The sequence below is a fragment of the Rhodococcus sp. FW305-130 genome, assembly GCF_058788335.1.
On sequence record NZ_JBYTAP010000001.1, the window covers coordinates 338,120 to 358,271 of the forward strand.

Below are 20,152 nucleotides of genomic sequence, written 5' to 3' on the forward strand. Positions count from 1 at the left end.
ACAACTCGAGACGCGAGCACCGGGCACAACCATGCTCCGGTGCTCGCTCAATCCAGGATTTAGTCAAGACAACGTGATGTCGGCAATCAGGCCGTGGTGATCGGATCCCTTGATCTCGATCCGTTCCAAGGATGTCGCCACGGCGCCTTTGGTGATTATGTGGTCGATACCGACCACCGCCGGATACCACTTGTCGGTCGGGTACGTCGGGATCAGGCCGGAACCCAATTGATCGGCGGCGCTGGTGTATCCGTTGCTGAGGAGATTCCGGAACTGTTTGTTCGAGTACGACGCATTGAAATCGCCGCTGACTATCACATTGTCCATCCCGGCGACTTCGTCCATGTAAGACCCAAGCTTCTGCTGCTCGGCCGCCCACACCGAAGCCGGCGAGATGTATGCCGGTGCCGGATGCACGGCGAACAATGTGGCTGGCTGCGCCAAGCCGACATTCAGCTCTGCGGACAGCGTTTCGGGTGAGAACCCGTCGAGGCTACGTGGATTGGAGAGAGGAAAGCGACTGTAGATTCCGGCCCCGCCACCGCCGTCGGCGTAGGGGATCAGGAACTGGTGGCTCAGAACCTCTTCAAGCCCGGCGGCTTCGAGCGCCTCGGCTTCCTGGTACGTCAACTCCTGGACCGTCACCACGTCGACGTTGCGTTCGCGGACCATCGCCACAAGCGACTCCGGATCCGCTGCACCGACCATCAAGTTGGCCTGCATCAACCGAATCGATGGACCGTTCGCAGACGTCGACTCCCCAGTTCCGCCGATGTACAGCGGGCTCACAGACCATCCGAACAGTGCAAGGACGACAAGGGATGCGGCACATACGATCCACTGACGCCCGATACCCGAGACGACGGCACCGATCAGCGGAGCAATCATCAACAAGGGTGCCACTGACGCCAGAACGATCACGATGTTGTGATCGACGTCCAGCTGAGTTGCGATCAAGGCAACCAAACCCGTCACGATTCCGGCCACACCAACCACGGCCGAAAGGCGGCGAAGAACCAGTCGACGAGGGGTTACGGTATCGGGTTGCATGACATCCATCGAAGCAGAAAGGCGCCGTAGCTCCGGGGAAGCGCAGGTGGAGTCGGTGCGCCCTATTGTTTGCGCCCTACTGTTGCGGATACGGCAGATGGCTGCTGCTGTTCTGACTGACGGAGATCGAGCGGCCGAGTTGGGGGAAGGCGCGTTGAGAGCACGCTGGTCTGTCACAGACTTTGCACCCCGCGCCGATCGGCACGATGGTCGCGGGGTCGTCCGTCTGGATTCCGTGGGAGTAGACCATGCGATCGGCGTAGCCGATGTCGCAACCGAGTCCGACGGCGAAGTTCCGCTCGGGGGCGAGGTACCCGAGCCCGCCGCTGTGGGTAGTGCGCGCCACCCAGAGGTATGTCCGGCCGTCGGGCATCTTCGCGACCTGGGTGAGGATGCGTCCAGGGCTCGCGAATGCCTCGTGGATGACCCACAGCGGGCAACTGCCGCCGACTCTGGAGAAGTGAAAAGCGGTAGCGGACTGTCTCTTCGAGATGTTTCCGGCGCGATCGGTTCTGACGAAGAAGAAGGGAATGCCGCGCTGGCCGTGCCGTTGGAGTGTGGACAACCGGTGGCAGACGGTCTCGAAGCCGACCTCGAACTTGAGGCTGAGCAGATCGATGTCGTATCGCAAGGCCTCAGCGGATTCCAGGAATTGGGTGTACGGCAGTAGTAGCGCGCCGGCGAAGTAATGCGCGAGTCCGATGCGGGCGAGAGCTGCGGATTCGGCACTCAATGATTCATCCTCGGCGACAAGAGAATCGATCACGTCGGCTTGGGTGAAGAAGGCCAACTGCATCGCGATCTGGAACGCGCGTTGCCCTGCCGACAGACGACGGGCGAGGGTGAGTACCGACTTGTCCGGATCGTAGAAACGCTTGGGGCCGAGCTTGTCTGGTTCGTCCGTGCGGATCGTCACGGTGACGCCGTGCTGATCGCGAAGCAGTCGTGCCAGCTGCAGATCCACTGCTCCCACGGACAACCCGTTGTCCACGAACATCTGCTCGGCAGCGTCGTCGAGAACGGCGATGTGGTTCTTTCGGTCGTAGAAGAAGTCCCGAACTTCTTCGTAAGGCATGGGCACCAGCGACACGTCAGAAGCTGCCTCGCCGGACAATTGCGTCGAGAACTGGTCCAACTGCTCGGTTGCGGCGTGCAAACGACGGTGCAACATCACGAGGGTGCGTCCGACCGCGGGCATTCGGGCCACCAATTCGTCTACCTCTGCCAGCGATACGTCCCCGGATTCCGAGGTTTCGGCCAAGGCGTGATGAACGTCAGCCACGAGGCGTGCGTCGGAATCGGAGGCGAAGAATTGCACGTCGAGATCGAACTCGGCGTTGAGCTTGAGAAGGACGGGGACCGTCAGCGGTCGTTGATCGTTCTCTAGTTGATTGACATAGCTGGGGGAGAGTTCGAGTGCCTTCGCCAGTGCGGACTGTGACAGGTTTCGTTCTTCCCGCAGCCGTCGCAGCCGCGCTCCCGCGTACATCTTCTTCATCGAATCTCCTCGGTGCCGATCGCGTTCACCCTACCGAGGAGCCATTCGCAACATTCGCAACATTGCAGGATTGTTATTGCACAAATAGGCAATTGCGAGGGCCTATCCCGAGGTGAACGAGCTGCGTAGCGTGCAAATAGATACCGAAGCACGTGAGAAGAGGATCGATGAAGACGCATCTCGTACGCACCCACCGCTCTGCCGAAGAGTTCCCCAAGGAAGACCACCTCGCGTGGAAGATCGCGGAAGTTGCGACGGATTCCGTCGAGGTCACCGACGCCACGTCCGACATGATCGTCAACCGGATAATCGACAACGCGGCAGTTGCCGCAGCTTCCCTGGTCCGTCGCCCCGTAGTGAATGCGCGTGCTCAGGCGCAGTCACATCCGTACACGCCCGGGTCCACCGTCTTCGGTATCTCGGGTGCTTTCTCGCCCGAGTGGGCCGCCTGGGCCAACGGCGTAGCGGTTCGTGAACTCGATTTCCACGACACGTTCCTGGCCGCCGAGTACTCGCACCCCGGTGACAACATCCCGCCGATCCTTGCCGTCGCTCAGCACGCCGGGCGTGACGGCAAAGACCTGATTCGTGGTCTGGCGACTGGCTACGAGATCCAGATCGACCTGGTTCGGGCTATCTGCCTGCACGAGCACAAGATCGATCACGTCGCACACCTCGGCCCTTCGGCCGCGGCAGGTATCGGAACCTTGCTGGGCCTGGGCACCGAGACGGTCTACCAGGCAATCGGTCAGGCGCTGCACCTCACGACGGCTACACGGCAGTCCCGCAAGGGCGAGATCTCCAGCTGGAAGGCCTACGCGCCGGCGCTGGCCGGCAAGGTTGCCGTCGAGGCAGTCGACCGTGCGATGCGCGGTGAAGGTGCGCCGTCACCGATCTGGGAAGGCGAAGACGGCGTGATCGCCTGGCTGCTCGGTGGCCCGGACAAGGAGTACCACGTTCCGCTTCCGGGTTCTGGTGAGGCGAAGCGCGCCATCCTCGACTCGTACACGAAGGAACACTCCGCGGAGTACCAGAGCCAGGCACCGATCGACCTCGCACGCCGGATGCGTGCCCGCGTAGGTGATCTCGATCAGATCGCCTCGATCGTCCTGCACACCAGCCACCACACCCACGTCGTCATCGGCACTGGCTCCGGCGATCCGCAGAAGTTCGACCCCACCGCCTCGCGTGAAACCCTCGACCACTCGGTGATGTACATCTTTACCGTTGCGCTGCAGGACGGTACGTGGCACCACGAGCATTCCTACGCGCCCGAGCGTGCACAGCGCCCGGACACGATCGAGCTGTGGAACAAGATCTCCACGCGCGAAGATCCCGAATGGACACGCCGTTACCACTCGACTGATCCGGACGAGAAGGCATTCGGTGCTCGCGCCGAGATCACCTTGAAGAGCGGCGAGGTCATCGTCGACGAGCTTGCGGTGGCTGATGCGCACCCGCTCGGCGCACGTCCGTTCGCTCGCGATCAGTACGTCGCGAAGTTCCGCACCCTCGCCGAGGGCGTCATCGAGCCGAGCGAACAGGACCGCTTCCTCGACGCGGCACAGCGCACCGCCGAATTGAAAGCAGGCGAACTGGATCAGCTGACCTTCACCGTTTCCGAAGACGTCCTTGCTCGGGCACCCAAGGTCGCCAAGGGACTCTTCTGATGACGGGCCTCATTGCCGCATCGACGTCTGTAGCCGACAAGCGGATTGCCTTCCGGGCCGGGCTGACGTCCGGAAAGATTCAACGACTCCCCGGTGCGATCAATCCGTTGACAGCCAAGCTCATTCAGGAAATCGGGTTCGAAGGTGTCTACGTTTCGGGTGGTGCGTATTCCGCCGGATTGGCGCTTCCCGACATCGGGCTGACCACGTTGACCGAGGTCGCCGCCCACAGCAAGCAGATCGCGCGGGTCACCGACCTCCCGACGCTGATCGATGCCGACACCGGTTTCGGTGAACCCATGAGTGCTGCCCGCACGGTCACGGTCTTCGAGGACGACGGTATAGCCGGTCTGCACCTGGAGGATCAGATCAACCCCAAGCGCTGTGGGCACCTCGACGGCAAAGTGATCGTGCCTACCGAAGACATGGTTCGCCGAGTTCGTGCTGCAGTCTCGGCACGTCGTGACCCGAACTTCGTCATCTGCGCGCGTACCGATGCTGCCGGAATCGACGGTATCGACGCAGCGATCGAGCGAGCAAAGGCCTACGCGGATGCCGGCGCTGATTTGATCTTCACAGAGGCTCTTGCCACCGAGGCCGACTTCGAGAAGTTCCGCGCAGCAGTCGACACTCCGTTGCTCGCCAACATGACCGAGTTCGGAAAGTCGAACCTCATTTCGGCGAGGACATTGGAAGAGATCGGTTTCAACGCCGTCATCTACCCCGTGACCACCCTTCGTCTGGCGATGTTCGCTATCGAAAAGGGTCTGCGCGAGATTTTTGCGGAGGGCACGCAAGAAGGACTGCTCGGCGAGATGCAGCAGCGCGGCAGGTTGTACGAGATTCTCGAGTACGAGCGTTACAACGAATTCGACAGTGGCATTTTCAATTTCAGCGTGGAGGGGAGTAGGACATGACCGAACAGATTCCGACGATCTACAAGGGCTTGGCCGGGGTTGTCGTCGACACGACGGCTATCTCCAAGGTTGTGCCCGAGACGAATTCGTTGACGTATCGCGGTTACGCAGTGCAGGACCTCGCCGCGAATTGTAGCTTCGAAGAAGTTGCGCACCTGCTGTGGTACGGCGAACTGCCGACACCCGAGCAGCTCGAATTGCTCTGTCTGCGTGAGCGTGCGGCTCGCCGTGCCGATCGCTCACTGCTCTCGCTCCTGACCAAGATGCCCGACAACTGCCACCCGATGGACGTGGTCCGGACGGCGATCAGCTACCTCGGCGCCGAGGATCCGGCGGAGGACGACAACTCCGAGAAGGCCAATCTGGCCAAGGCACTGCGGATGACGGCTGTGCTGCCGACCATCGTCGCAGCCGATTTCCGCCGCCGGCGCGGTCAGGATCCCATCGCGCCGCAGTCGGACCTGGGTTTCGCCGAAAACTTCTTGAACATGTGCTTCGGTGCTGTTCCGGAGCCGGCGATCGTGAAGGCCTTCGAGGTCTCGCTGATCCTGTACGCGGAGCACTCCTTCAACGCCTCGACGTTTGCCGCTCGTGTTGTGACGTCCACACTTTCGGACATCTACAGCGCAGTGACGGCTGCGATCGGCACGCTCAAGGGCCCGTTGCACGGCGGCGCAAACGAAGCTGTCATGCACGACATGCTCGAGATCGACGACCCCGACCGCGCAGAAGCCTGGATGTCGGAGAAATTGGCTGCCAAAGAGAAGGTCATGGGCTTCGGGCACCGTGTCTACAAGAACGGTGATTCGCGTGTTCCGACCATGAAGCAGGCGCTCCTCGACGTAGCGGCAGCGACGGACGGCGAGAAGTGGGTGCAGATGTACGAGATCCTCGAGAAGACGATGGTCAGTGCCACCGGAATCAAGCCGAATCTCGATTTCCCCACGGGCCCTGCGTATTACCTCATGGGCTTCGGCGTCGAGATGTTCACGCCGATCTTCGTGATGAGCCGCATCACCGGATGGACGGCGCACATCATCGAGCAGGGGCAGTCGAATGCACTGATCAGGCCGCTGAGCCAGTACTCCGGTGTGCCGCAGCGGACCGTTGTGGCATAACAGTTTTGGTAGTCGTGGCATGACACCCCACTAATGCTGCGTCGGCGAGGTTCGGTTCTGGCATCACCGTCTCCTGGCCTCGTCGACGCTTCTCCGTTCGCACTATCTGCAACTTCGCACCGAATATTCGCAAAGATACTCGAGTGCAATGTGTTTCGTTTGTTCCTTGCCGGTAATAGCGTCAGTGTCATGACTGAAACGCACGAAGACATCTCGATCATTCGTCATGGCGAGACGCTTGACGTCGTGTTCAACCGGCCGGAAAAACACAACGCACTGACTCCTCAGATGTACGACGCCATTGCCGGAGCCTGCCGGAGCGCCGACTCCGACCGCGAGATCCGGTTACTCACTCTCCGAGGTGCTGGGGGAGAGGCGTTCTCGGCGGGTTCCGACATACGCCATTTTCAGACCTTCTCGAGTTTTCACGACGGGCTCGACTACGAAAGTCGGTTCGTCGGCGTGCTGACCGAACTCGAGAAAGTGCGGGTTCCCACGCTGGCGGTCATCGACGGTGTGTGCGCGGGAGCCGGGCTGTTGTTAGCGGCAGCGTGCGATGTGCGGATCGCGACGCACGGGTCCCGCTTCTGCCTCCCGATCGCGCGCACGCTCGGAAACTCGTTGTCGGTCCATTCCGTGGCGTTGCTGGCGGACAGGATCGGCAGTTCGCGTCTGATGTCGTTGGTCGCTCGGGCGGGGGTCATGTCGAGCGACGAGGCTCTGCGGAACGGCTTCCTCAGCGACTGTGCAACAGAGACAGAGTTTGCGAGCCTGACTGCCCAGGTATCGCGGGAACTCCTTGCGGCTGCCCCGATGACCGTGTGGACGATTCGAGAGTCCCTGCGCCGCATCAGGACCCGATCGATCACCGACAACGATGATCTGATGCGCATGATCTACAGCAGTGACGACTTCAAAGCCGGTGTCGACGGTTTCCTTCGCGGCGAGCGACCGGTTTGGGCCGGCGTGTAGCTCTGCTGTAGAACCAAAGGCTTGCGTTGGAGCGCGCTCTAACCCCTAGCGTTGCCGACCATGACAACAAAAACCTGGATCATCACTGGAGTTTCTCAGGGTTTCGGCCGCGAACTTGCAGTGTCCGCACTTCGAACCGGGGACGCGGTAGTCGCGGCAGTTCGTAGGCCCGAGTCCGTTGCAGATATCGCGTCGGAGCATCCGGATCGGTTCTCGGCGGTGACGTTCGACGTCCGCGACACCGCGGCGGCACCCAGCGTCGTCGAACATGCGCTCGAGCATTTCGGTCGTGTCGACGTGCTGGTCAACAATGCCGGTCGCGGGATGGTCGGCGCGGCGGAGATGGTGGACGATTCGACCTTGCGGGATCTCATGGAACTGCACCTGATCGGACCCGCCGCGTTGGTGCGCGCCGTCCTCCCTTCGATGCGAGCGCAGGGCAGTGGAACGATCGTGCAGATGAGCAGTCAAGGCGGCCGCATGTCGTTTCCCGGCGTCGGGGCGTATTCGGCGTCCAAATTCGCGATTGAAGGCTGGTCGGAGGCCCTTGCCGGTGAGGTCGGGCAGTTCGGCATCCGGGTCATGATCGTCGAGCCCAGCCGATTCCGCACAGCATTCAACACACCTGGCGTTCTGAGCTTCGCCGAATCATCCTCGGACTACCGTGATTTGCTCGATCCTGTTCTGCGGGACATGGCGGCGGCAGACGGTGTTCAGGAGGGTGATCCAGAGAAGGCAGCAGAGATCATCACCTCGCTGGTGCACAGTGAGAATGTGCCACTTCGCTTGCCGCTCGGAAAGGAAGCCGTGGCGCGGATATCCGCGTCGTATCGGAAGAATCTCGCCGAGGTATCCGTCTGGGCTGATCTGGCTCGCAGTGCCGACTTCGCGGATGCTGCCGGACCCGTCCGTCCGTTCTAGGCTGAGAAGCATGGCTACCGAAGACTTGATGCGCAAGGCACTCGAGGCACTTGGGGAAGTGGACGGGCCCATGTCGATCGAGGTGATCCATCGACTCGTCGATACAGGGGATGTTCAGGACCCGATGTCGATCGCCGAAGTGTCAGACCTGCTGGATGTTTCGGCACATACCCTGCGTTATTACGAGAAGATCGGCTTGGTTGCGGTGGATCGTGATTCGAGCGGACATCGTGTGTACGGGCCGAAATCTATTCGCAGGCTGGTGTTTCTGACCCGCATGCGTATCTCAGGCATGGCGATTCGCGACCTGCAGCACTACGTTGAACTGGTCGACGCCGGTGAAGGGACAGTTCCGGAGAGGCTCGATATGCTGCTCGAGCACCGGGACACCGTTCGTCGGCAGATCAAGGAGCTCACATTGTCTTTGGCTGCGACGGAGTACAAGATTGCGACGTACGGCGGGCGGACCGGAGAGCACGATGCTCAGCCGAGTGTCACCGGAAGCAGCCCTCGCGGGGTCTCCTGAGCGATCTGTTTCAGCGCAGACTCCAACGTCGGAAATTGATACTGGAAGCCGCTGTCCGCGAGCACCCCTGGTAAAACCCAGCGACTCTTCGTCACCAGTTCAGCCTCGGTGCGGATGATTCGTGCGCCGAACTCGAGCATCCAGCCCGGCGTCGGAAACCCGCATTGTCGGCCAAGTTTCGCTCGTACCATCCGCATCATGTCGGTGTTGGTTACCGGATACGGGGATGCGATATTGACCGGGCCTGAGATCTCCGGATGCTCGTAGATGTGGATGACCGAGCGAACGACATCGGCGATATGTATCCAACTGAACATTTGTCGTCCGTCGCCCATTCTTCCGCCGAAGCCTGTTCGGGCCAGGTTCACGAAGGGGTTGATTGCTCCGCCGCCGGCGCCGAGAACGATCGACATTCGTAACGCGACTTTGCGAACGGGGGTTGGGGCTGAGAACAATTCGTGCTCCCACGCCCGCGCGACAGCGACGGAGAATCCCTTACCCAGTTCTCCGTTCTTCTCGTCCATCGGTCGATCCCTCGCGTCTCGGTAGATCGTGCCGGTACTGGCGTTCGCCCAGAGCGAGGGTGGCTGCGGTGTACGGGCCAGTGCGCGACCCAACAGTGCGGTCGTTTCCACGCGGGAGGAGAAGATTTCGTCGGCATTGCGCTTGTTGTATCGGCAGCTCACAGAGCGTCCGGCGAGGTTGACCAGCAGATCCGCGCCGCTGAGTACGTCGGCGACACCTTGCTCGTCGGACCAGGTGGCATCGCTCGTTCCTCCCCGGCCGATCGTTCGTACGTCCACCCCGTTGGGTTCGAGCGCTCGAACGAGAGATTGCCCTATGTAGCCCGACGCACCGGATACAACGACAGTCTTCATGATTTTGTGTTCCCCTCTGGAGAAACGACTTTGGTCATCAGGGCGGCGACGTCACCGACCAGGCCGCGGGCCACCGGTAGCCGGGCGAGGGCGAGTGTTTTCGCGATGATCGGGACCAGGCCGTCGACCAGGGATCGGGTACGAGTTTGCCCCGGAGACGAGTCGGTGACCCAGTGCAGCGTCACGCCCAGATAGCCGAGCCACAAGAGTGTTGGGAGCTGGGTCTCCAAGGACGCCGGCGTCTTCTGCTTCGACGCCGCCAGTGCTTCGCGCATCAATTCGACGGCCATCGATCTCGCATCGCTCGACTCGGCCGAGAACGGGCTGGACGGCGATGCGGTTGGTAGGGCAACGTGCAGAAACGCGCTACCGAAGCCGTGATAGGGCCCCATGACATCGAGTCCGGTGTGCAGAACGATCGCGAGATTTTCCGCGAGTGAGCCACCCTGCCGCAGGAGTGGAAGCGCACGCTCTCGGTGATCACGTTGGATGACGAGATACAGCTCGTGAACCAGTTCGTCCTTGCTGGCGAAGTAGTAGTAGGCATTCCCGAGGGAGACCTCCGCTTCGGTCGCGATCTTGCGCATGGTCGTCGCTGCGAAGCCTTCGTCGCGGAAGAGCCGCAAAGCTGTTGCCACCAGCTTTTCCCTGGTTTCGATCCCGCGACTGCTCATGGGCTCCCTTCCTTTGAACGTGTTCAAGTTCAGCGTACGCCTTGAAGTTGAACACGTTCAAGAGTCGATCTGTTGCGAGGAATATAATAAGCGCGCATACTAAAATCATGATTGAACTTGCGCTCGGTTCGCCAGGTGGTCGGCGATGAACGCCTGGTTAGGGGTTGTCTCGGCCGAACATGTGCGTCGCGCAGTGGATCTTGGGATCGCGCAGATCGGGCACGGGAAGAGGTCCGGATTGGCGCGGATGAAGGCGGGCGATGTGCTTGTCTACTATTCGCCGGTCGAGTCCATTGGTGATCGAGATCCGTTGCGCGAGTTCACAGCCCTCGGTGTGGTCGAAGAGGGTGAGATCTGGCAGGCGGACGAGGGGTGCTTCAAGCCGTTTCGGCGGCGAGTGCGATACGAGCAGTTCACGCCCGTTCCTCTCGGCGACGTACGGAGTCGATTGGCATTGACCTCGACACCGAATTGGGGGTATCAGCTCCGCCGAGGCTTGATTCCGTTGGATGGCAACGACGTCGAGATTCTGCGCTCGGCAAAGAGCTGACACACTGACGCTGTGGTGAAGAAACTGGAAACCGACTTCGAGGATGCTGGCGACAGTCCGGGTCTGATGTTGTGGCGTGTCACCAACGCGTGGCAGGCCTCGATTCGCGCGGCGCTGCGGCCTTTCGACCTGACTCACGTGCAGTTCGTTCTGCTCGCCGCACTGACGTGGCTGGACGCGGAAACACCGATAACTCAACGCGATCTTGCCGAGTATGCGCGCACTGATCCGATGATGACGTCACAGGTGATACGGACCCTCGAATCCAAGAAATTGGTCGAACGACGTCCACACCCGACGGACGCTCGGGCACGCTCGGTGGTGGTGACCCAGGCGGGTGCGGCCCTGGCAGGCAAGGCAAATCGTGCGGTCGAAGCATCGGATCGGGAATTCTTTGCCGCTCTCGGGGATCGTCAGGCGGCCTTTGTTGCGATGCTCGGCGTGCTTGACTGAAAGTAGCAACCCTCAGTTTTCGAGGGATAACTCTGAAGTGGTCTGCAGCAGTGCATATTTGGCTTCCAGCCCGTCCAGCAGGGATTCCAGCGCGAGTTCGAAACTGGCACCATCGATTTCCGTAGCACGCTCGCGCAACAGATGTGCTCGCGTGAGGTGCGGGTAACGCTCGGCGTAGATCGCCGGATCGTCCACGAATCCGCCGGAGAACGTCGCTGTCGCAGCGCCCATGACCACGTACTTGACGGAAGCGCCGATCAGCGTTGCCGTGCGCTGCGGCCATCCGGCGCGCACCAGCCCGCCGTGGATGGCGTTGGCGCGGTCAAGGGCGATGGGCCTGACGCTCGGACCGTAGGCCAAGTAGGGAACGATATTGGGATGCTTGCCCAGGGCGGCGTGGTAGGACCGCGCCCACGTGCACAGCGCACCGCGCCAATCGTCAGAGTCGAAGCCGCTCACGTCGACGGACTCCATGATGACGTTCGCGACGTCGTCGAGTAGCTCGTCCTTGTTGGCGTAATGGCTGTACAGCGATGGTGCTTGCACGCCGAGAACGGTGGCGAGTTTGCGCATCGAGAAGTCGGTCAAACCGTGCTCGTCGACCAGTTTCAGGGCGGTGTCCCTGATGATCGGCTTGCTCAGTAGTGGAATCCGCGGTCGCGCCATCGCACACCCTTTCGTGTGAAAGTACTGGACAACCTTACACCGTGAGTTTATTATCCAATTAACCTAACAGTGTTCGGGAACGTGGAGGATCAGATGACGCGGGTGTTCGAGAACAAGGCCGATCTCCTGGGGGCGGTCGGTGAAACGCTGGGCTCGAGCGAGTGGGTCGAGGTCACCCGCGAGATGGTCCATCAATTTGCCGACGCGACCGGTGACCATCAGTGGATTCACGTCGACGACGAAAGGGCAAAGCGTGAATCACCTTTCGGCGGTCCGATTGCCCACGGGTATCTGACTCTCTCGCTCCTGCCGCTTCTGTCGAAGTCCGTGTACCGCATCGACGGGGCGAAGATGGTCATCAACTACGGGTCCGACAAGGTTCGATTCCCGAGTCCAGTGCCGGTTGGAGCCAAGGTTCGAAACACTGCAGTGCTCTCCGCGATTGAAGAGTTGCCGAACGGTTCGCTGCAGAGTCAGATCACCAACACCGTCGATATCGAAGGCGTGGACAAGCCAGCCGTTGTTGCGCAGACCGTCGCACGAATGTTGTTCTGAAATCCTGCCAGAAGAAAGCAGACTCCATATGAATCTCGAATTGACCGGTGAGGAAGTTGCGTTCCGCGAGGAGATGCGAAAGTTCTTCACCACCGAATTCTCGCCCGAACTTCGTGCACGTGCAGCGGGATTCGGAAAGCTGACGCGTGAAGACATCGTTGCGGGCCAACAGATTCTGAACGCACACGGACTGGCGGTTCCGCACTGGCCGGTCGAATGGGGTGGCAAGGACTGGACTCCGGTACAGCGCCACATCTATTCCGAGGAAATGCAGTTGGCGTCGGTACCCAACCCGTTGCCGTTCAACGTGAGCATGGTTGGGCCCGTTATCGCAGCCTTCGGCTCGCAGGAGCAGAAGGAAAAGTTTCTCCCGGCGACGGCTAACGCCGATATCTGGTGGTGCCAAGGTTTTTCGGAACCAGAAGCCGGTTCGGATCTCGCTTCACTCAAGACGGCTGCTGTCCGTGACGGCGCGGATTACATCGTCAACGGTCAGAAGACGTGGACTACTCTCGCGCAGCACGCCGAGTGGATCTTCTGTCTGGTTCGGACAGATGCCAGTGCCCAGAAGCGTCAGGCAGGAATTTCGTTCCTGCTCATCGATTTGGCGACTCCCGGCATCACGATTCGTCCCATCAAACTGATCGACGGCAGCGTCGAGGTCAACGAGGTGTTCTTCGACAACGTCCGTGTTCCTGCGGAAAATCTTGTCGGCGAGGAGAACAAGGGCTGGGACTACGCCAAGTTCCTGCTCGGCAACGAACGCACGGGCGTCACGCGGGTCGGGTTCTCCAAAACTCTTGTCGCCACGGCAAAAGAGAAGGCGCGGGAGGTTCGCGTCGGAACCGGCACCCTCCTCGAGGATCCGTTGTTCGCGGCTCGGTTGGCCGAGTTGGAAAACGAATTGCTTGCACTGGATCTGACTCAACTGCGAGTTGTGGCGAGTTCGGCAGACGGAAAGCCGAATCCGGCATCCTCGCTGCTCAAGCTCCGTGGCTCCGAATTGCAGCAGGCAGCAACGGAATTGCTGATGGATGTCGCCGGACCGGACTCTCTGCCGGTAGATATCGCCGACATCGATTCGCCGGAGTGGGCGCAGCAGGCGGCGCCGCGCTACTTGAACTACCGGAAGGTTTCCATCTACAGCGGATCAAGTGAGGTGCAGCGCTCCATCATTGCCTCCTCGATCCTCGGATTGTGAGCATCTGACATGAATTTCGAACTCGACGACGAACAGACGATGCTTCGCGACACAACGCGCGAATTACTCAGCCGCAGCTACGACGCGGAGAAGCGCAACGCCACCTCGGCCACTGACGAGGGATGGAATGCCTCGGTGTGGAAGCAGTTCGCCGAGCTCGGGCTGCTCGGCCTGCCATTCGCGGAGGCCGATGGCGGGATGGGCGCTGGGCCGGTCGAGACCATGGTGGTGATGACCGAACTGGGCCGCGCGCTTGCACCCGAGCCGTATTTGGGTGGTGTTCTGATCCCCGGTGGGTTGATTGCTGCGATCGGTTCGGCAGATCAGCGGGCGCGACTCCTGCCGGCGCTCAGCGACGGGACCACGTTGTCGGCATTTGCCCATACGGAACCTGGGACGCGCTGGCCGGTCGCCACTGTCACGACCACTGCATCGCAGGAGGGATCGGGGTGGACGATCACCGGCGTCAAGAACCCGGTTCTGCAGGGCGACAGTGCGCACGTCGTGATCGTCAGTGCCACACTTCCAGGCGGCGGCACCGGGCTCTTCCTGGTGGATGCGGAAGGCTCGGGTGTCACACGGAGCACGTACGCGACCCACGACGGCCGTCGCGGCGCGCAGTTCACGTTCACCGATGCCGCGGCCGAACAACTTGGTGAGGGCGGCGATGTCACGGCGGCGATCGTTGACGCAGAGGTCCGGGCGCAGGCAGCTCTGTGCGCCGAGGCGATCGGAATCATGACCGAGGCGCTGCGACTGACGACAGATTACCTGAAGCAGCGCAAGCAGTTCGGTGTTCCGCTCGCGAAGTTCCAGACGCTGACTCATCGTGCGGCCGACATGTACGTGGCGCTCGAACTGGCGAGCAGCATGAGTCTGTACGCGACCATGGCCATCGCCGACGGAGTGATCGATCCGACCATCGCGTCGCGAGCGAAGCTGGCTGTCGGTCGTGCCGCGCATCAGATCGGTCAGGAAGCAATTCAAATGCACGGTGGTATCGGTATGACAGCCGAGTATCCGGTCGGGCACTACGTCTCGCGGCTGGTGGCCATCGAACACACTTTGGGCGCATCGGACGATCACCTCAGGGTGCTGGCCGGCGGCGTCTCGAACTATTCGATGGTTGACGTCACCGAGTAGATCGGTGGGTGAAGATAACGGGAGGTCATGCGCAGGTCGCGTGGCCTCCCTTGTCTGTGCGGGGGCCGGCCCGCGGTATTCGAGGTCGAGTAAAATCCCTGTGATCAGTCCGAGAAGAGAAAGGGATCGAAGTGACCGCGCATACCGAGCAGCTCGAGTTCCAAGCAGAAACACGTCAGCTGCTGGATCTGATGGTTCATTCAATCTATACGAACAAGGACAGCTTCCTTCGTGAGTTGATCTCCAACGCTTCGGACGCGCTGGACAAACTTCGCCTCGAGTCGTACCAGGACAAAGACCTCAACGTCGACGTCTCCGATCTGCATATCGAGATCGACATCGACAAGGCGGCACGCACCCTGACCATCCGCGACAACGGCATCGGAATGTCGCGTGACGAGGTCGTCGACCTGATCGGCACGCTCGCCAAGTCCGGCACCGCCGAGGTGCGTCGTAAGCTCAAGGAAGCCAAGGATGCAGCGGCATCGGAAGAACTGATCGGTCAGTTCGGCATCGGCTTCTACTCCACGTTCATGGTGGCGGACAAGGTCACGCTGCTGACCCGCCGCGCCGGTGAAGATCACGCGACGCGCTGGGAGTCGACCGGCGAAGGCACGTACACGCTCGAGCATGTGAACGAGGCGCCGCAGGGCAGCTCCGTGACCCTGCACCTGATGCCCGAGGATTCCGAGAACGGCCTGCACGACTACACGTCGGAATGGAAGATCAAGGAACTGGTCAAGAAGTACTCCGACTTCATCGCGTGGCCCATCCGCATGGATGTCGCTCGTACGTCGACGCCGGCCGAGGGCGAAGAGCCCGAGGTCACCATCGAGACCGAGACGATCAACTCGATGAAGGCACTGTGGACTCGCTCCAAGGACGAGGTGTCCGAGGACGAGTACAAGGAGTTCTACAAGCACGTCAGCCACGCCTGGGACGAGCCTCTCGAGGTCATCCCGATGAAGGCCGAAGGTACTTTCGAATACCAAGCGCTGCTGTTCATTCCGTCGACGGCGCCGTTCGATCTGTTCATGCGTGAGCGCAAGGCCGGCATCCACCTCTACGTCAAGCGCGTCTTCATCATGGACGACTGCGAAGAGTTGGTGCCCGATTACCTGCGCTTCGTCAAGGGTGTGGTCGACGCACAAGACCTCTCGCTCAACGTCTCTCGTGAAATTCTGCAGCAGGACCGGCAGATCGCTGCCATCCGTCGTCGTCTGACCAAGAAGGTCCTCTCGACCATCAAGGACATGAAGGCGAACGAGCCCGAGAAGTACTCGACCTTCTGGACCGAGTTCGGACGCGCGCTCAAGGAAGGCCTGATGGCCGATGCCGACAACCGCAAGACGCTGCTCGACATCTCTTCGTTTGCCTCGACCAACAGCGAAGAGGGCGTGACCACTCTCGCCGAGTACGTGGAGCGCATGAAGGACGGTCAGGAACAGATCTACTTCATGACGGGCGAATCTCGTCACCTGATCGAAAGCTCTCCGCACATGGAGGCTTTCAAGGCCAAGGGCCTCGAGGTTCTGGTTCTCACCGACCCGGTGGACGAGATGTGGGTCGACGCTGTCTCGGACTTCGACGGCAAGACCTTCCAGTCGATCGCCAAGGGCGAGGTCGACCTCGACACCGAGGACGAGAAGAAGGCGGCCGAGGCCGAGCGCGAAGAGAAGGAGAAGGAATTCGGCGAGCTGCTGACGTGGCTGACCGAAACCCTGTCCGACGACATCAAGGAAACGCGTCTCTCGACGCGACTGACCACCTCGGCTGCCTGCATCGTCGGCGACGCGTTCAGCATGTCTCCGACGCTCGAGAAGATGTACAAGGCTTCGGGTCAGCCTGTTCCGCACAGCAAGCGCATCCTCGAGCTCAACCCGGAGCACCCGCTTGTCTCGGGCCTTCGGGAGGCGCAGGCCGCCAACGACAATGCGGAGAACCTGACTGAGACGGCTCAGTTGCTCTACGGCATGGCGTTGCTTGCCGAGGGCGGCGAGCTGAGCGACCCGGCGCACTTCACGCGCCTGCTGGCCGATCGTTTGGCCCGCACAGTCTGATCTCGTTCTAGCTCGCTCGAACTCCCGGCACTCACCCTCATTGGTGAGTGCCGGGAGTTTTTTCTTTGATCGTTTTCTAATGAGGACCGTTTCTGTCCGCAATGACTTCTAACGTAGTTCTCACAGGGCAAAGAACCCACGAGCGAAGGAAAAACATCATGAACGCACCGACCACCACCGTCACCGGCGAGCGCGCGGATCTCCTCCAGAGCCTGCGTCAACATCGTGAATTCCTTCTCTTCACGGTCAAGGACCTCACCGACGAGCAGGCTGCTTCGAGGCCGACCGTGAGCGAACTGTGCCTAGGCGGATTGATCAAGCATGTGGGTCAGGCGGAGAAGGGTTGGGTCGACTTCATTCTGGAAGGGCCGGCCGGACTTGGCGGGGACTTCGACCCGACCCAGTGGTCGGAAGAGATGCAACAGGAACGGGCGAACGAATTTGCCATGGTCGAGGGTGAAACCTTGGCAAGCATCGTTTCCGAGTACGAAGGGATCGCGGCCAGGACCGACCAGTTGGTGGCCTCGCTGGACAGCCTCGACATCTCTCATCCACTTCCGAGCGCTCCGTGGTTCGAAGCCGGCGCTCGCTGGTCAGCGCGGCGCGCATTGCTGCACATCATCGCCGAGACGGCCCAGCATGCGGGCCACGCAGACATGCTTCGTGAAGCCATCGACGGCTCGAAGACGATGGGTTGATCGACAGCTCGATCAACCGGGATGTTTACACATCACACAAATATGTAACACTAGTGTCTATGAGCACCGAAAAGTCTGCCTTGCAACCGCCGATGCAGTGGGACGCCTGGGGCGATCCGGCCAAGAAGCGTGAACTGTCGGACGCAGTCACATCATTGTTGACCGGATTTCTCGGTGTGTCCGCACCGACTCGCTCGCGCCTCGCCATCGAAGACGTTCAGGTGACTCCGTCCGCCCTGGCTCAGTCGCACGTCGAGGCGCTGGCTGGGCTGGTCGGGGCCGAGTACGTCAGCACCGAGGATTCGGATCGAATCCTTCGGGCCGGTGGCAAGAGCACCCCGGATCTGCTTCGTCGTCGTAGCGCCGAGCCGCAGGACGCACCGGACGCAGTCGTCACTCCAGGGACAGGCGCAGAGGTCGAGCAGGTTCTCCGATACTGCTCTGCCAACCGGATCGCAGTGGTCCCGTTCGGTGGTGGCACCAGCGTCGTCGGCGGGCTCGATCCCATTCGTGACGGGTTCGACGCAGTTCTATCTCTCGATCTGCGCAGGTTCGATCAGCTCGTCGGGTTGGACGAGGAATCGGGCATCGCGACGTTCGGCGGCGGAACCACCGGCCCACGGGCCGAGGAGCTTCTGCGTGAGCACGGTTTCTCGGTCGGGCACTTCCCGCAGAGCTTCCTGTTCGCCACTCTGGGCGGGTTTGCCGCCACCCGGTCTTCGGGGCAGGCGTCGGCTGGATACGGACGCTTCGAGGACATGGTCCAGGGCCTCACCGTTGTCACCCCGAGCGGTGTGGTCGAGACCGGGCGTGCGCCGGCCTCTGCCGCAGGCCCCGATCTGGGTGAGCTTTTTGTCGGCTCCGAGGGGACATTCGGCGTCATCACGCACGTGCGTGTCCGGGTTCACCGCCTGCCCGAGACCACCGTGCGCGAAGGGTGGAGCTTCCCCGACTTCGCCACCGGCGCAGCAGCATTGCGTGAGCTGGTCCAGGAAGGATCGGCTCCGACCGTACTGCGATTGTCCGACGAGGCCGAGAGCGGCGTGAATCTGGCGACCACCGACAAGATCGGCGAGAACGCCTTCACCGGTGGTTGCCTCGGCATCACCACCTACGAGGGCACCGCTTCGCACACCGCTGAACGGATGGCGGAGGCCCGAGCAATTCTCACCGCTCACGGTGGGACTTCGCTCGGTGAGGAGCCCGGAAACAGTTGGGAACACGGGCGATTCGATGCGCCGTATCTGCGTGACGCTCTTCTCGACGTCGGCGCACTGTGTGAAACCCTCGAGACAGCAACCACCTGGGGTAACCTCGCGAACCTGCGCTCCTCGGTCACCGAAGCGCTGACCAAGGCTCTCGTCGAGCAGGGGACTCAGCCGCTCGTGATGTGCCACATTTCGCACACCTACAAGACCGGTGCTTCGCTGTACTTCACAGTAGTCAGCGCGCAGACCGAGGATCCGATCGCTCAGTGGCACAAGGCGAAAACTGCCGCTGGCGATGCGATCATCGCCGCCGGTGGCACGATCACCCATCATCACGCAGTCGGAGCTGACCATCGCCCGTGGATGAAGGACGAGATCGGCGAATTGGGCGCGAATATCCTTCGCGCAGTGAAGAATGCAGTGGACCCTGCCGGCATCCTCAATCCTGGAAAGCTGATTCCGTGACCGAAACCCGCAGTCAGATCGAGAAGGTTACCGTCCTGATCAATCCGATGGCGGGACATGGTCACGCGCCTGCAGCCGGACGCAAAGGTGTTGCGCGACTGCGTGCTCGGGGAGTTGCCGTCACCGAGATCATCGGAACCGATGCCGACGACGCCAAGAAGTTGGCGCGTCGTGCGATCGAGGAGGGTACCGACGCGCTGGTGGTGGTCGGCGGTGACGGTGCCATCAGCATCGGATTGCAGGCTGCCGCGTTGACCGATACTCCTATCGGGCTCATCCCGGCGGGCACCGGTAACGATCACGCCCGTGAGTTCGGCATTCCCACAGGCGATCCCGAGGCAGCCGCCGATGTGATCGCCGACGGCGTCGTGCAGCAGTCCGACCTGGCGAAGATCACGCTTGCCGACGGTTCCGTCGTCTGGTCGGGAACGATCATCGCGAGCGGATTCGATTCGCTGGTCAGTGAACGGGCCAATCGGATGTCGTGGCCCAAGGGACCGATGCGCTACAACTTGGCGATGCTCGCCGAGTTGGCGAAGATGAAGCCGCTGCCGTACCGGATCGAACTCGACGACGAGGTCATCACGGTGGACGCGACGCTCGTGGCTGTCGGCAACGGGCGCTCGTACGGTGGCGGCATGCTCATCACGCCAGGAGCGTCGAAGTCGGACGGGTTGCTGGATCTGACCGTCGTCGGGCACGGTTCGAGGTTGCGTCTGGTGCGCCTGTTTCCGCGGGTGTACAAGGGAACTCACGTCTCCTTGGATGCGGTGCAGACGTATCGGTCGAAGAAGGTGCGGTTGGTATCCGAGGGCATCATCGCCTACGCGGACGGCGATCGGGTGGGGCCGTTGCCCATCACGATCGAGGCAGTTCCCATGGCGCTCAACATCTTGACGCACACTCGGATCTGAGTTGGTTCTGCCGGT

The 20,152-nt window shown here is 61.3% G+C and carries 20 protein-coding genes; 15 read left to right on the plus strand and 5 right to left on the minus strand.

The window, feature by feature from the left end:
• Nucleotides 1–63 precede the first annotated feature (63 nt).
• Nucleotides 64–1,059, minus strand: coding sequence for an endonuclease/exonuclease/phosphatase family protein (locus tag AC3WQS_RS01685; RefSeq protein ID WP_492713339.1), 996 nt, complete (start codon nt 1,057–1,059; stop codon nt 64–66).
• Nucleotides 1,060–1,126: 67 nt separating this feature from the next.
• Nucleotides 1,127–2,548, minus strand: a complete 1,422-nt coding sequence (locus AC3WQS_RS01690) for a short-chain fatty acyl-CoA regulator family protein (protein WP_019745269.1) — start codon at nt 2,546–2,548, stop codon at nt 1,127–1,129.
• Between the two features lie 167 nt (nt 2,549–2,715).
• Here AC3WQS_RS01690 and prpD point away from each other — a divergent pair, with 167 nt between their 5' ends.
• The 6 genes from prpD (at nt 2,716) to AC3WQS_RS01720 (ending at nt 8,672) form a co-directional block, all read left to right on the plus strand.
• A complete protein-coding gene (gene prpD, locus AC3WQS_RS01695) occupies nt 2,716–4,218 on the plus strand; it encodes a 2-methylcitrate dehydratase PrpD (RefSeq protein ID WP_492713338.1) in 1,503 nt (500 codons plus the stop codon).
• Nucleotides 4,218–5,135 carry a methylisocitrate lyase gene (prpB, locus tag AC3WQS_RS01700; RefSeq protein ID WP_492713337.1) on the plus strand — a complete coding sequence of 306 codons (918 nt, stop codon included), beginning with the start codon at nt 4,218–4,220 and terminating at the stop codon, nt 5,133–5,135. Before prpD ends, prpB begins: the two co-directional genes overlap by 1 nt.
• Nucleotides 5,132–6,253, plus strand: a complete 1,122-nt coding sequence (locus tag AC3WQS_RS01705) for a bifunctional 2-methylcitrate synthase/citrate synthase (protein ID WP_416315781.1) — start codon at nt 5,132–5,134, stop codon at nt 6,251–6,253. The genes prpB and AC3WQS_RS01705 overlap by 4 nt, the downstream gene beginning before the upstream one ends.
• A 189-nt stretch (nt 6,254–6,442) precedes the next feature.
• Nucleotides 6,443–7,225, plus strand: coding sequence for an enoyl-CoA hydratase (locus tag AC3WQS_RS01710; protein ID WP_416315780.1), 783 nt, complete (start codon nt 6,443–6,445; stop codon nt 7,223–7,225).
• Nucleotides 7,226–7,285: 60 nt separating this feature from the next.
• Nucleotides 7,286–8,146 carry an SDR family NAD(P)-dependent oxidoreductase gene (locus AC3WQS_RS01715; protein WP_269576898.1) on the plus strand — a complete coding sequence of 287 codons (861 nt, stop codon included), beginning with the start codon at nt 7,286–7,288 and terminating at the stop codon, nt 8,144–8,146.
• 10 nt (nt 8,147–8,156) lie between these two features.
• Nucleotides 8,157–8,672, plus strand: a complete 516-nt coding sequence (locus tag AC3WQS_RS01720) for a MerR family transcriptional regulator (protein WP_269576899.1) — start codon at nt 8,157–8,159, stop codon at nt 8,670–8,672.
• On the opposite strand, the gene AC3WQS_RS01725 is transcribed toward AC3WQS_RS01720, so the two are convergent.
• Both AC3WQS_RS01725 and AC3WQS_RS01730 read right to left on the minus strand, forming a co-directional pair.
• A complete protein-coding gene (locus AC3WQS_RS01725; protein ID WP_492713336.1) occupies nt 8,630–9,550 on the minus strand; it encodes a TIGR01777 family oxidoreductase in 921 nt (306 codons plus the stop codon). The two genes, AC3WQS_RS01720 and AC3WQS_RS01725, sit on opposite strands and share 43 nt — an antisense overlap.
• A complete protein-coding gene (locus AC3WQS_RS01730; protein WP_492713335.1) occupies nt 9,547–10,224 on the minus strand; it encodes a TetR/AcrR family transcriptional regulator in 678 nt (225 codons plus the stop codon). Before AC3WQS_RS01730 ends, AC3WQS_RS01725 begins: the two co-directional genes overlap by 4 nt.
• 145 nt (nt 10,225–10,369) lie before the next feature.
• Here AC3WQS_RS01730 and AC3WQS_RS01735 point away from each other — a divergent pair, with 145 nt between their 5' ends.
• Complete coding sequence (locus tag AC3WQS_RS01735; RefSeq protein WP_416315775.1) at nt 10,370–10,774, plus strand: EVE domain-containing protein; 405 nt, start codon at nt 10,370–10,372, stop codon at nt 10,772–10,774.
• Nucleotides 10,775–10,786: 12 nt separating this feature from the next.
• Entirely contained in the window at nt 10,787–11,227 is a 441-nt protein-coding gene (locus AC3WQS_RS01740; RefSeq protein ID WP_021332013.1) for a MarR family winged helix-turn-helix transcriptional regulator, read from the plus strand.
• Between the two features lie 12 nt (nt 11,228–11,239).
• Here the strand turns inward: AC3WQS_RS01740 and AC3WQS_RS01745 are convergent, their stop codons facing one another.
• A complete protein-coding gene (locus AC3WQS_RS01745) occupies nt 11,240–11,893 on the minus strand; it encodes a TetR/AcrR family transcriptional regulator (RefSeq protein ID WP_029256223.1) in 654 nt (217 codons plus the stop codon).
• Between the two features lie 93 nt (nt 11,894–11,986).
• Here AC3WQS_RS01745 and AC3WQS_RS01750 point away from each other — a divergent pair, with 93 nt between their 5' ends.
• The 7 genes from AC3WQS_RS01750 (at nt 11,987) to AC3WQS_RS01780 (ending at nt 20,137) form a co-directional block, all read left to right on the plus strand.
• Nucleotides 11,987–12,448 carry a MaoC family dehydratase gene (locus AC3WQS_RS01750; protein ID WP_492713334.1) on the plus strand — a complete coding sequence of 154 codons (462 nt, stop codon included), beginning with the start codon at nt 11,987–11,989 and terminating at the stop codon, nt 12,446–12,448.
• A 28-nt stretch (nt 12,449–12,476) separates the two neighbouring features.
• Nucleotides 12,477–13,649: an acyl-CoA dehydrogenase family protein gene (locus AC3WQS_RS01755; RefSeq protein ID WP_060938003.1), complete on the plus strand. Its 1,173-nt coding sequence runs from the start codon at nt 12,477–12,479 to the stop codon at nt 13,647–13,649.
• Between the two features lie 9 nt (nt 13,650–13,658).
• Nucleotides 13,659–14,792, plus strand: coding sequence for an acyl-CoA dehydrogenase family protein (locus tag AC3WQS_RS01760; RefSeq protein ID WP_080909600.1), 1,134 nt, complete (start codon nt 13,659–13,661; stop codon nt 14,790–14,792).
• 131 nt (nt 14,793–14,923) lie between these two features.
• Complete coding sequence (gene htpG / locus AC3WQS_RS01765) at nt 14,924–16,852, plus strand: molecular chaperone HtpG (RefSeq protein WP_020909088.1); 1,929 nt, start codon at nt 14,924–14,926, stop codon at nt 16,850–16,852.
• Between the two features lie 158 nt (nt 16,853–17,010).
• Nucleotides 17,011–17,550 carry a DinB family protein gene (locus tag AC3WQS_RS01770; protein WP_097386903.1) on the plus strand — a complete coding sequence of 180 codons (540 nt, stop codon included), beginning with the start codon at nt 17,011–17,013 and terminating at the stop codon, nt 17,548–17,550.
• A gap of 92 nt (nt 17,551–17,642) precedes the next feature.
• Nucleotides 17,643–19,223, plus strand: coding sequence for an FAD-binding oxidoreductase (locus AC3WQS_RS01775; protein WP_042952898.1), 1,581 nt, complete (start codon nt 17,643–17,645; stop codon nt 19,221–19,223).
• Nucleotides 19,220–20,137, plus strand: a complete 918-nt coding sequence (locus tag AC3WQS_RS01780; RefSeq protein ID WP_003940547.1) for a diacylglycerol kinase — start codon at nt 19,220–19,222, stop codon at nt 20,135–20,137. The genes AC3WQS_RS01775 and AC3WQS_RS01780 overlap by 4 nt, the downstream gene beginning before the upstream one ends.
• The last annotated feature ends 15 nt before the right edge of the window (nt 20,138–20,152 follow it).

What these genes read in the sequence shown, in the direction of transcription:
- AC3WQS_RS01715 (WP_269576898.1), top strand. Translation starts at nt 7,286, where the DNA reads ATGACAACAAAAACCTGGATCATCACTGGAGTTTCTCAGGGTTTCGGC.
- AC3WQS_RS01750 (WP_492713334.1), top strand. Translation starts at nt 11,987, where the DNA reads ATGACGCGGGTGTTCGAGAACAAGGCCGATCTCCTGGGGGCGGTCGGT.
- AC3WQS_RS01735 (WP_416315775.1), top strand. Translation starts at nt 10,370, where the DNA reads ATGAACGCCTGGTTAGGGGTTGTCTCGGCCGAACATGTGCGTCGCGCA.
- AC3WQS_RS01720 (WP_269576899.1), top strand. Translation starts at nt 8,157, where the DNA reads ATGGCTACCGAAGACTTGATGCGCAAGGCACTCGAGGCACTTGGGGAA.
- prpB (WP_492713337.1), top strand. Translation starts at nt 4,218, where the DNA reads ATGACGGGCCTCATTGCCGCATCGACGTCTGTAGCCGACAAGCGGATT.
- AC3WQS_RS01775 (WP_042952898.1), top strand. Translation starts at nt 17,643, where the DNA reads ATGCAGTGGGACGCCTGGGGCGATCCGGCCAAGAAGCGTGAACTGTCG.
- AC3WQS_RS01705 (WP_416315781.1), top strand. Translation starts at nt 5,132, where the DNA reads ATGACCGAACAGATTCCGACGATCTACAAGGGCTTGGCCGGGGTTGTC.
- AC3WQS_RS01690 (WP_019745269.1), bottom strand. Translation starts at nt 2,548, where the DNA reads ATGAAGAAGATGTACGCGGGAGCGCGGCTGCGACGGCTGCGGGAAGAA.
- AC3WQS_RS01745 (WP_029256223.1), bottom strand. Translation starts at nt 11,893, where the DNA reads ATGGCGCGACCGCGGATTCCACTACTGAGCAAGCCGATCATCAGGGAC.
- AC3WQS_RS01730 (WP_492713335.1), bottom strand. Translation starts at nt 10,224, where the DNA reads ATGAGCAGTCGCGGGATCGAAACCAGGGAAAAGCTGGTGGCAACAGCT.
- AC3WQS_RS01725 (WP_492713336.1), bottom strand. Translation starts at nt 9,550, where the DNA reads ATGAAGACTGTCGTTGTATCCGGTGCGTCGGGCTACATAGGGCAATCT.
- AC3WQS_RS01770 (WP_097386903.1), top strand. Translation starts at nt 17,011, where the DNA reads ATGAACGCACCGACCACCACCGTCACCGGCGAGCGCGCGGATCTCCTC.
- AC3WQS_RS01685 (WP_492713339.1), bottom strand. Translation starts at nt 1,059, where the DNA reads ATGGATGTCATGCAACCCGATACCGTAACCCCTCGTCGACTGGTTCTT.
- AC3WQS_RS01760 (WP_080909600.1), top strand. Translation starts at nt 13,659, where the DNA reads ATGAATTTCGAACTCGACGACGAACAGACGATGCTTCGCGACACAACG.
- AC3WQS_RS01755 (WP_060938003.1), top strand. Translation starts at nt 12,477, where the DNA reads ATGAATCTCGAATTGACCGGTGAGGAAGTTGCGTTCCGCGAGGAGATG.
- AC3WQS_RS01710 (WP_416315780.1), top strand. Translation starts at nt 6,443, where the DNA reads ATGACTGAAACGCACGAAGACATCTCGATCATTCGTCATGGCGAGACG.
- prpD (WP_492713338.1), top strand. Translation starts at nt 2,716, where the DNA reads ATGAAGACGCATCTCGTACGCACCCACCGCTCTGCCGAAGAGTTCCCC.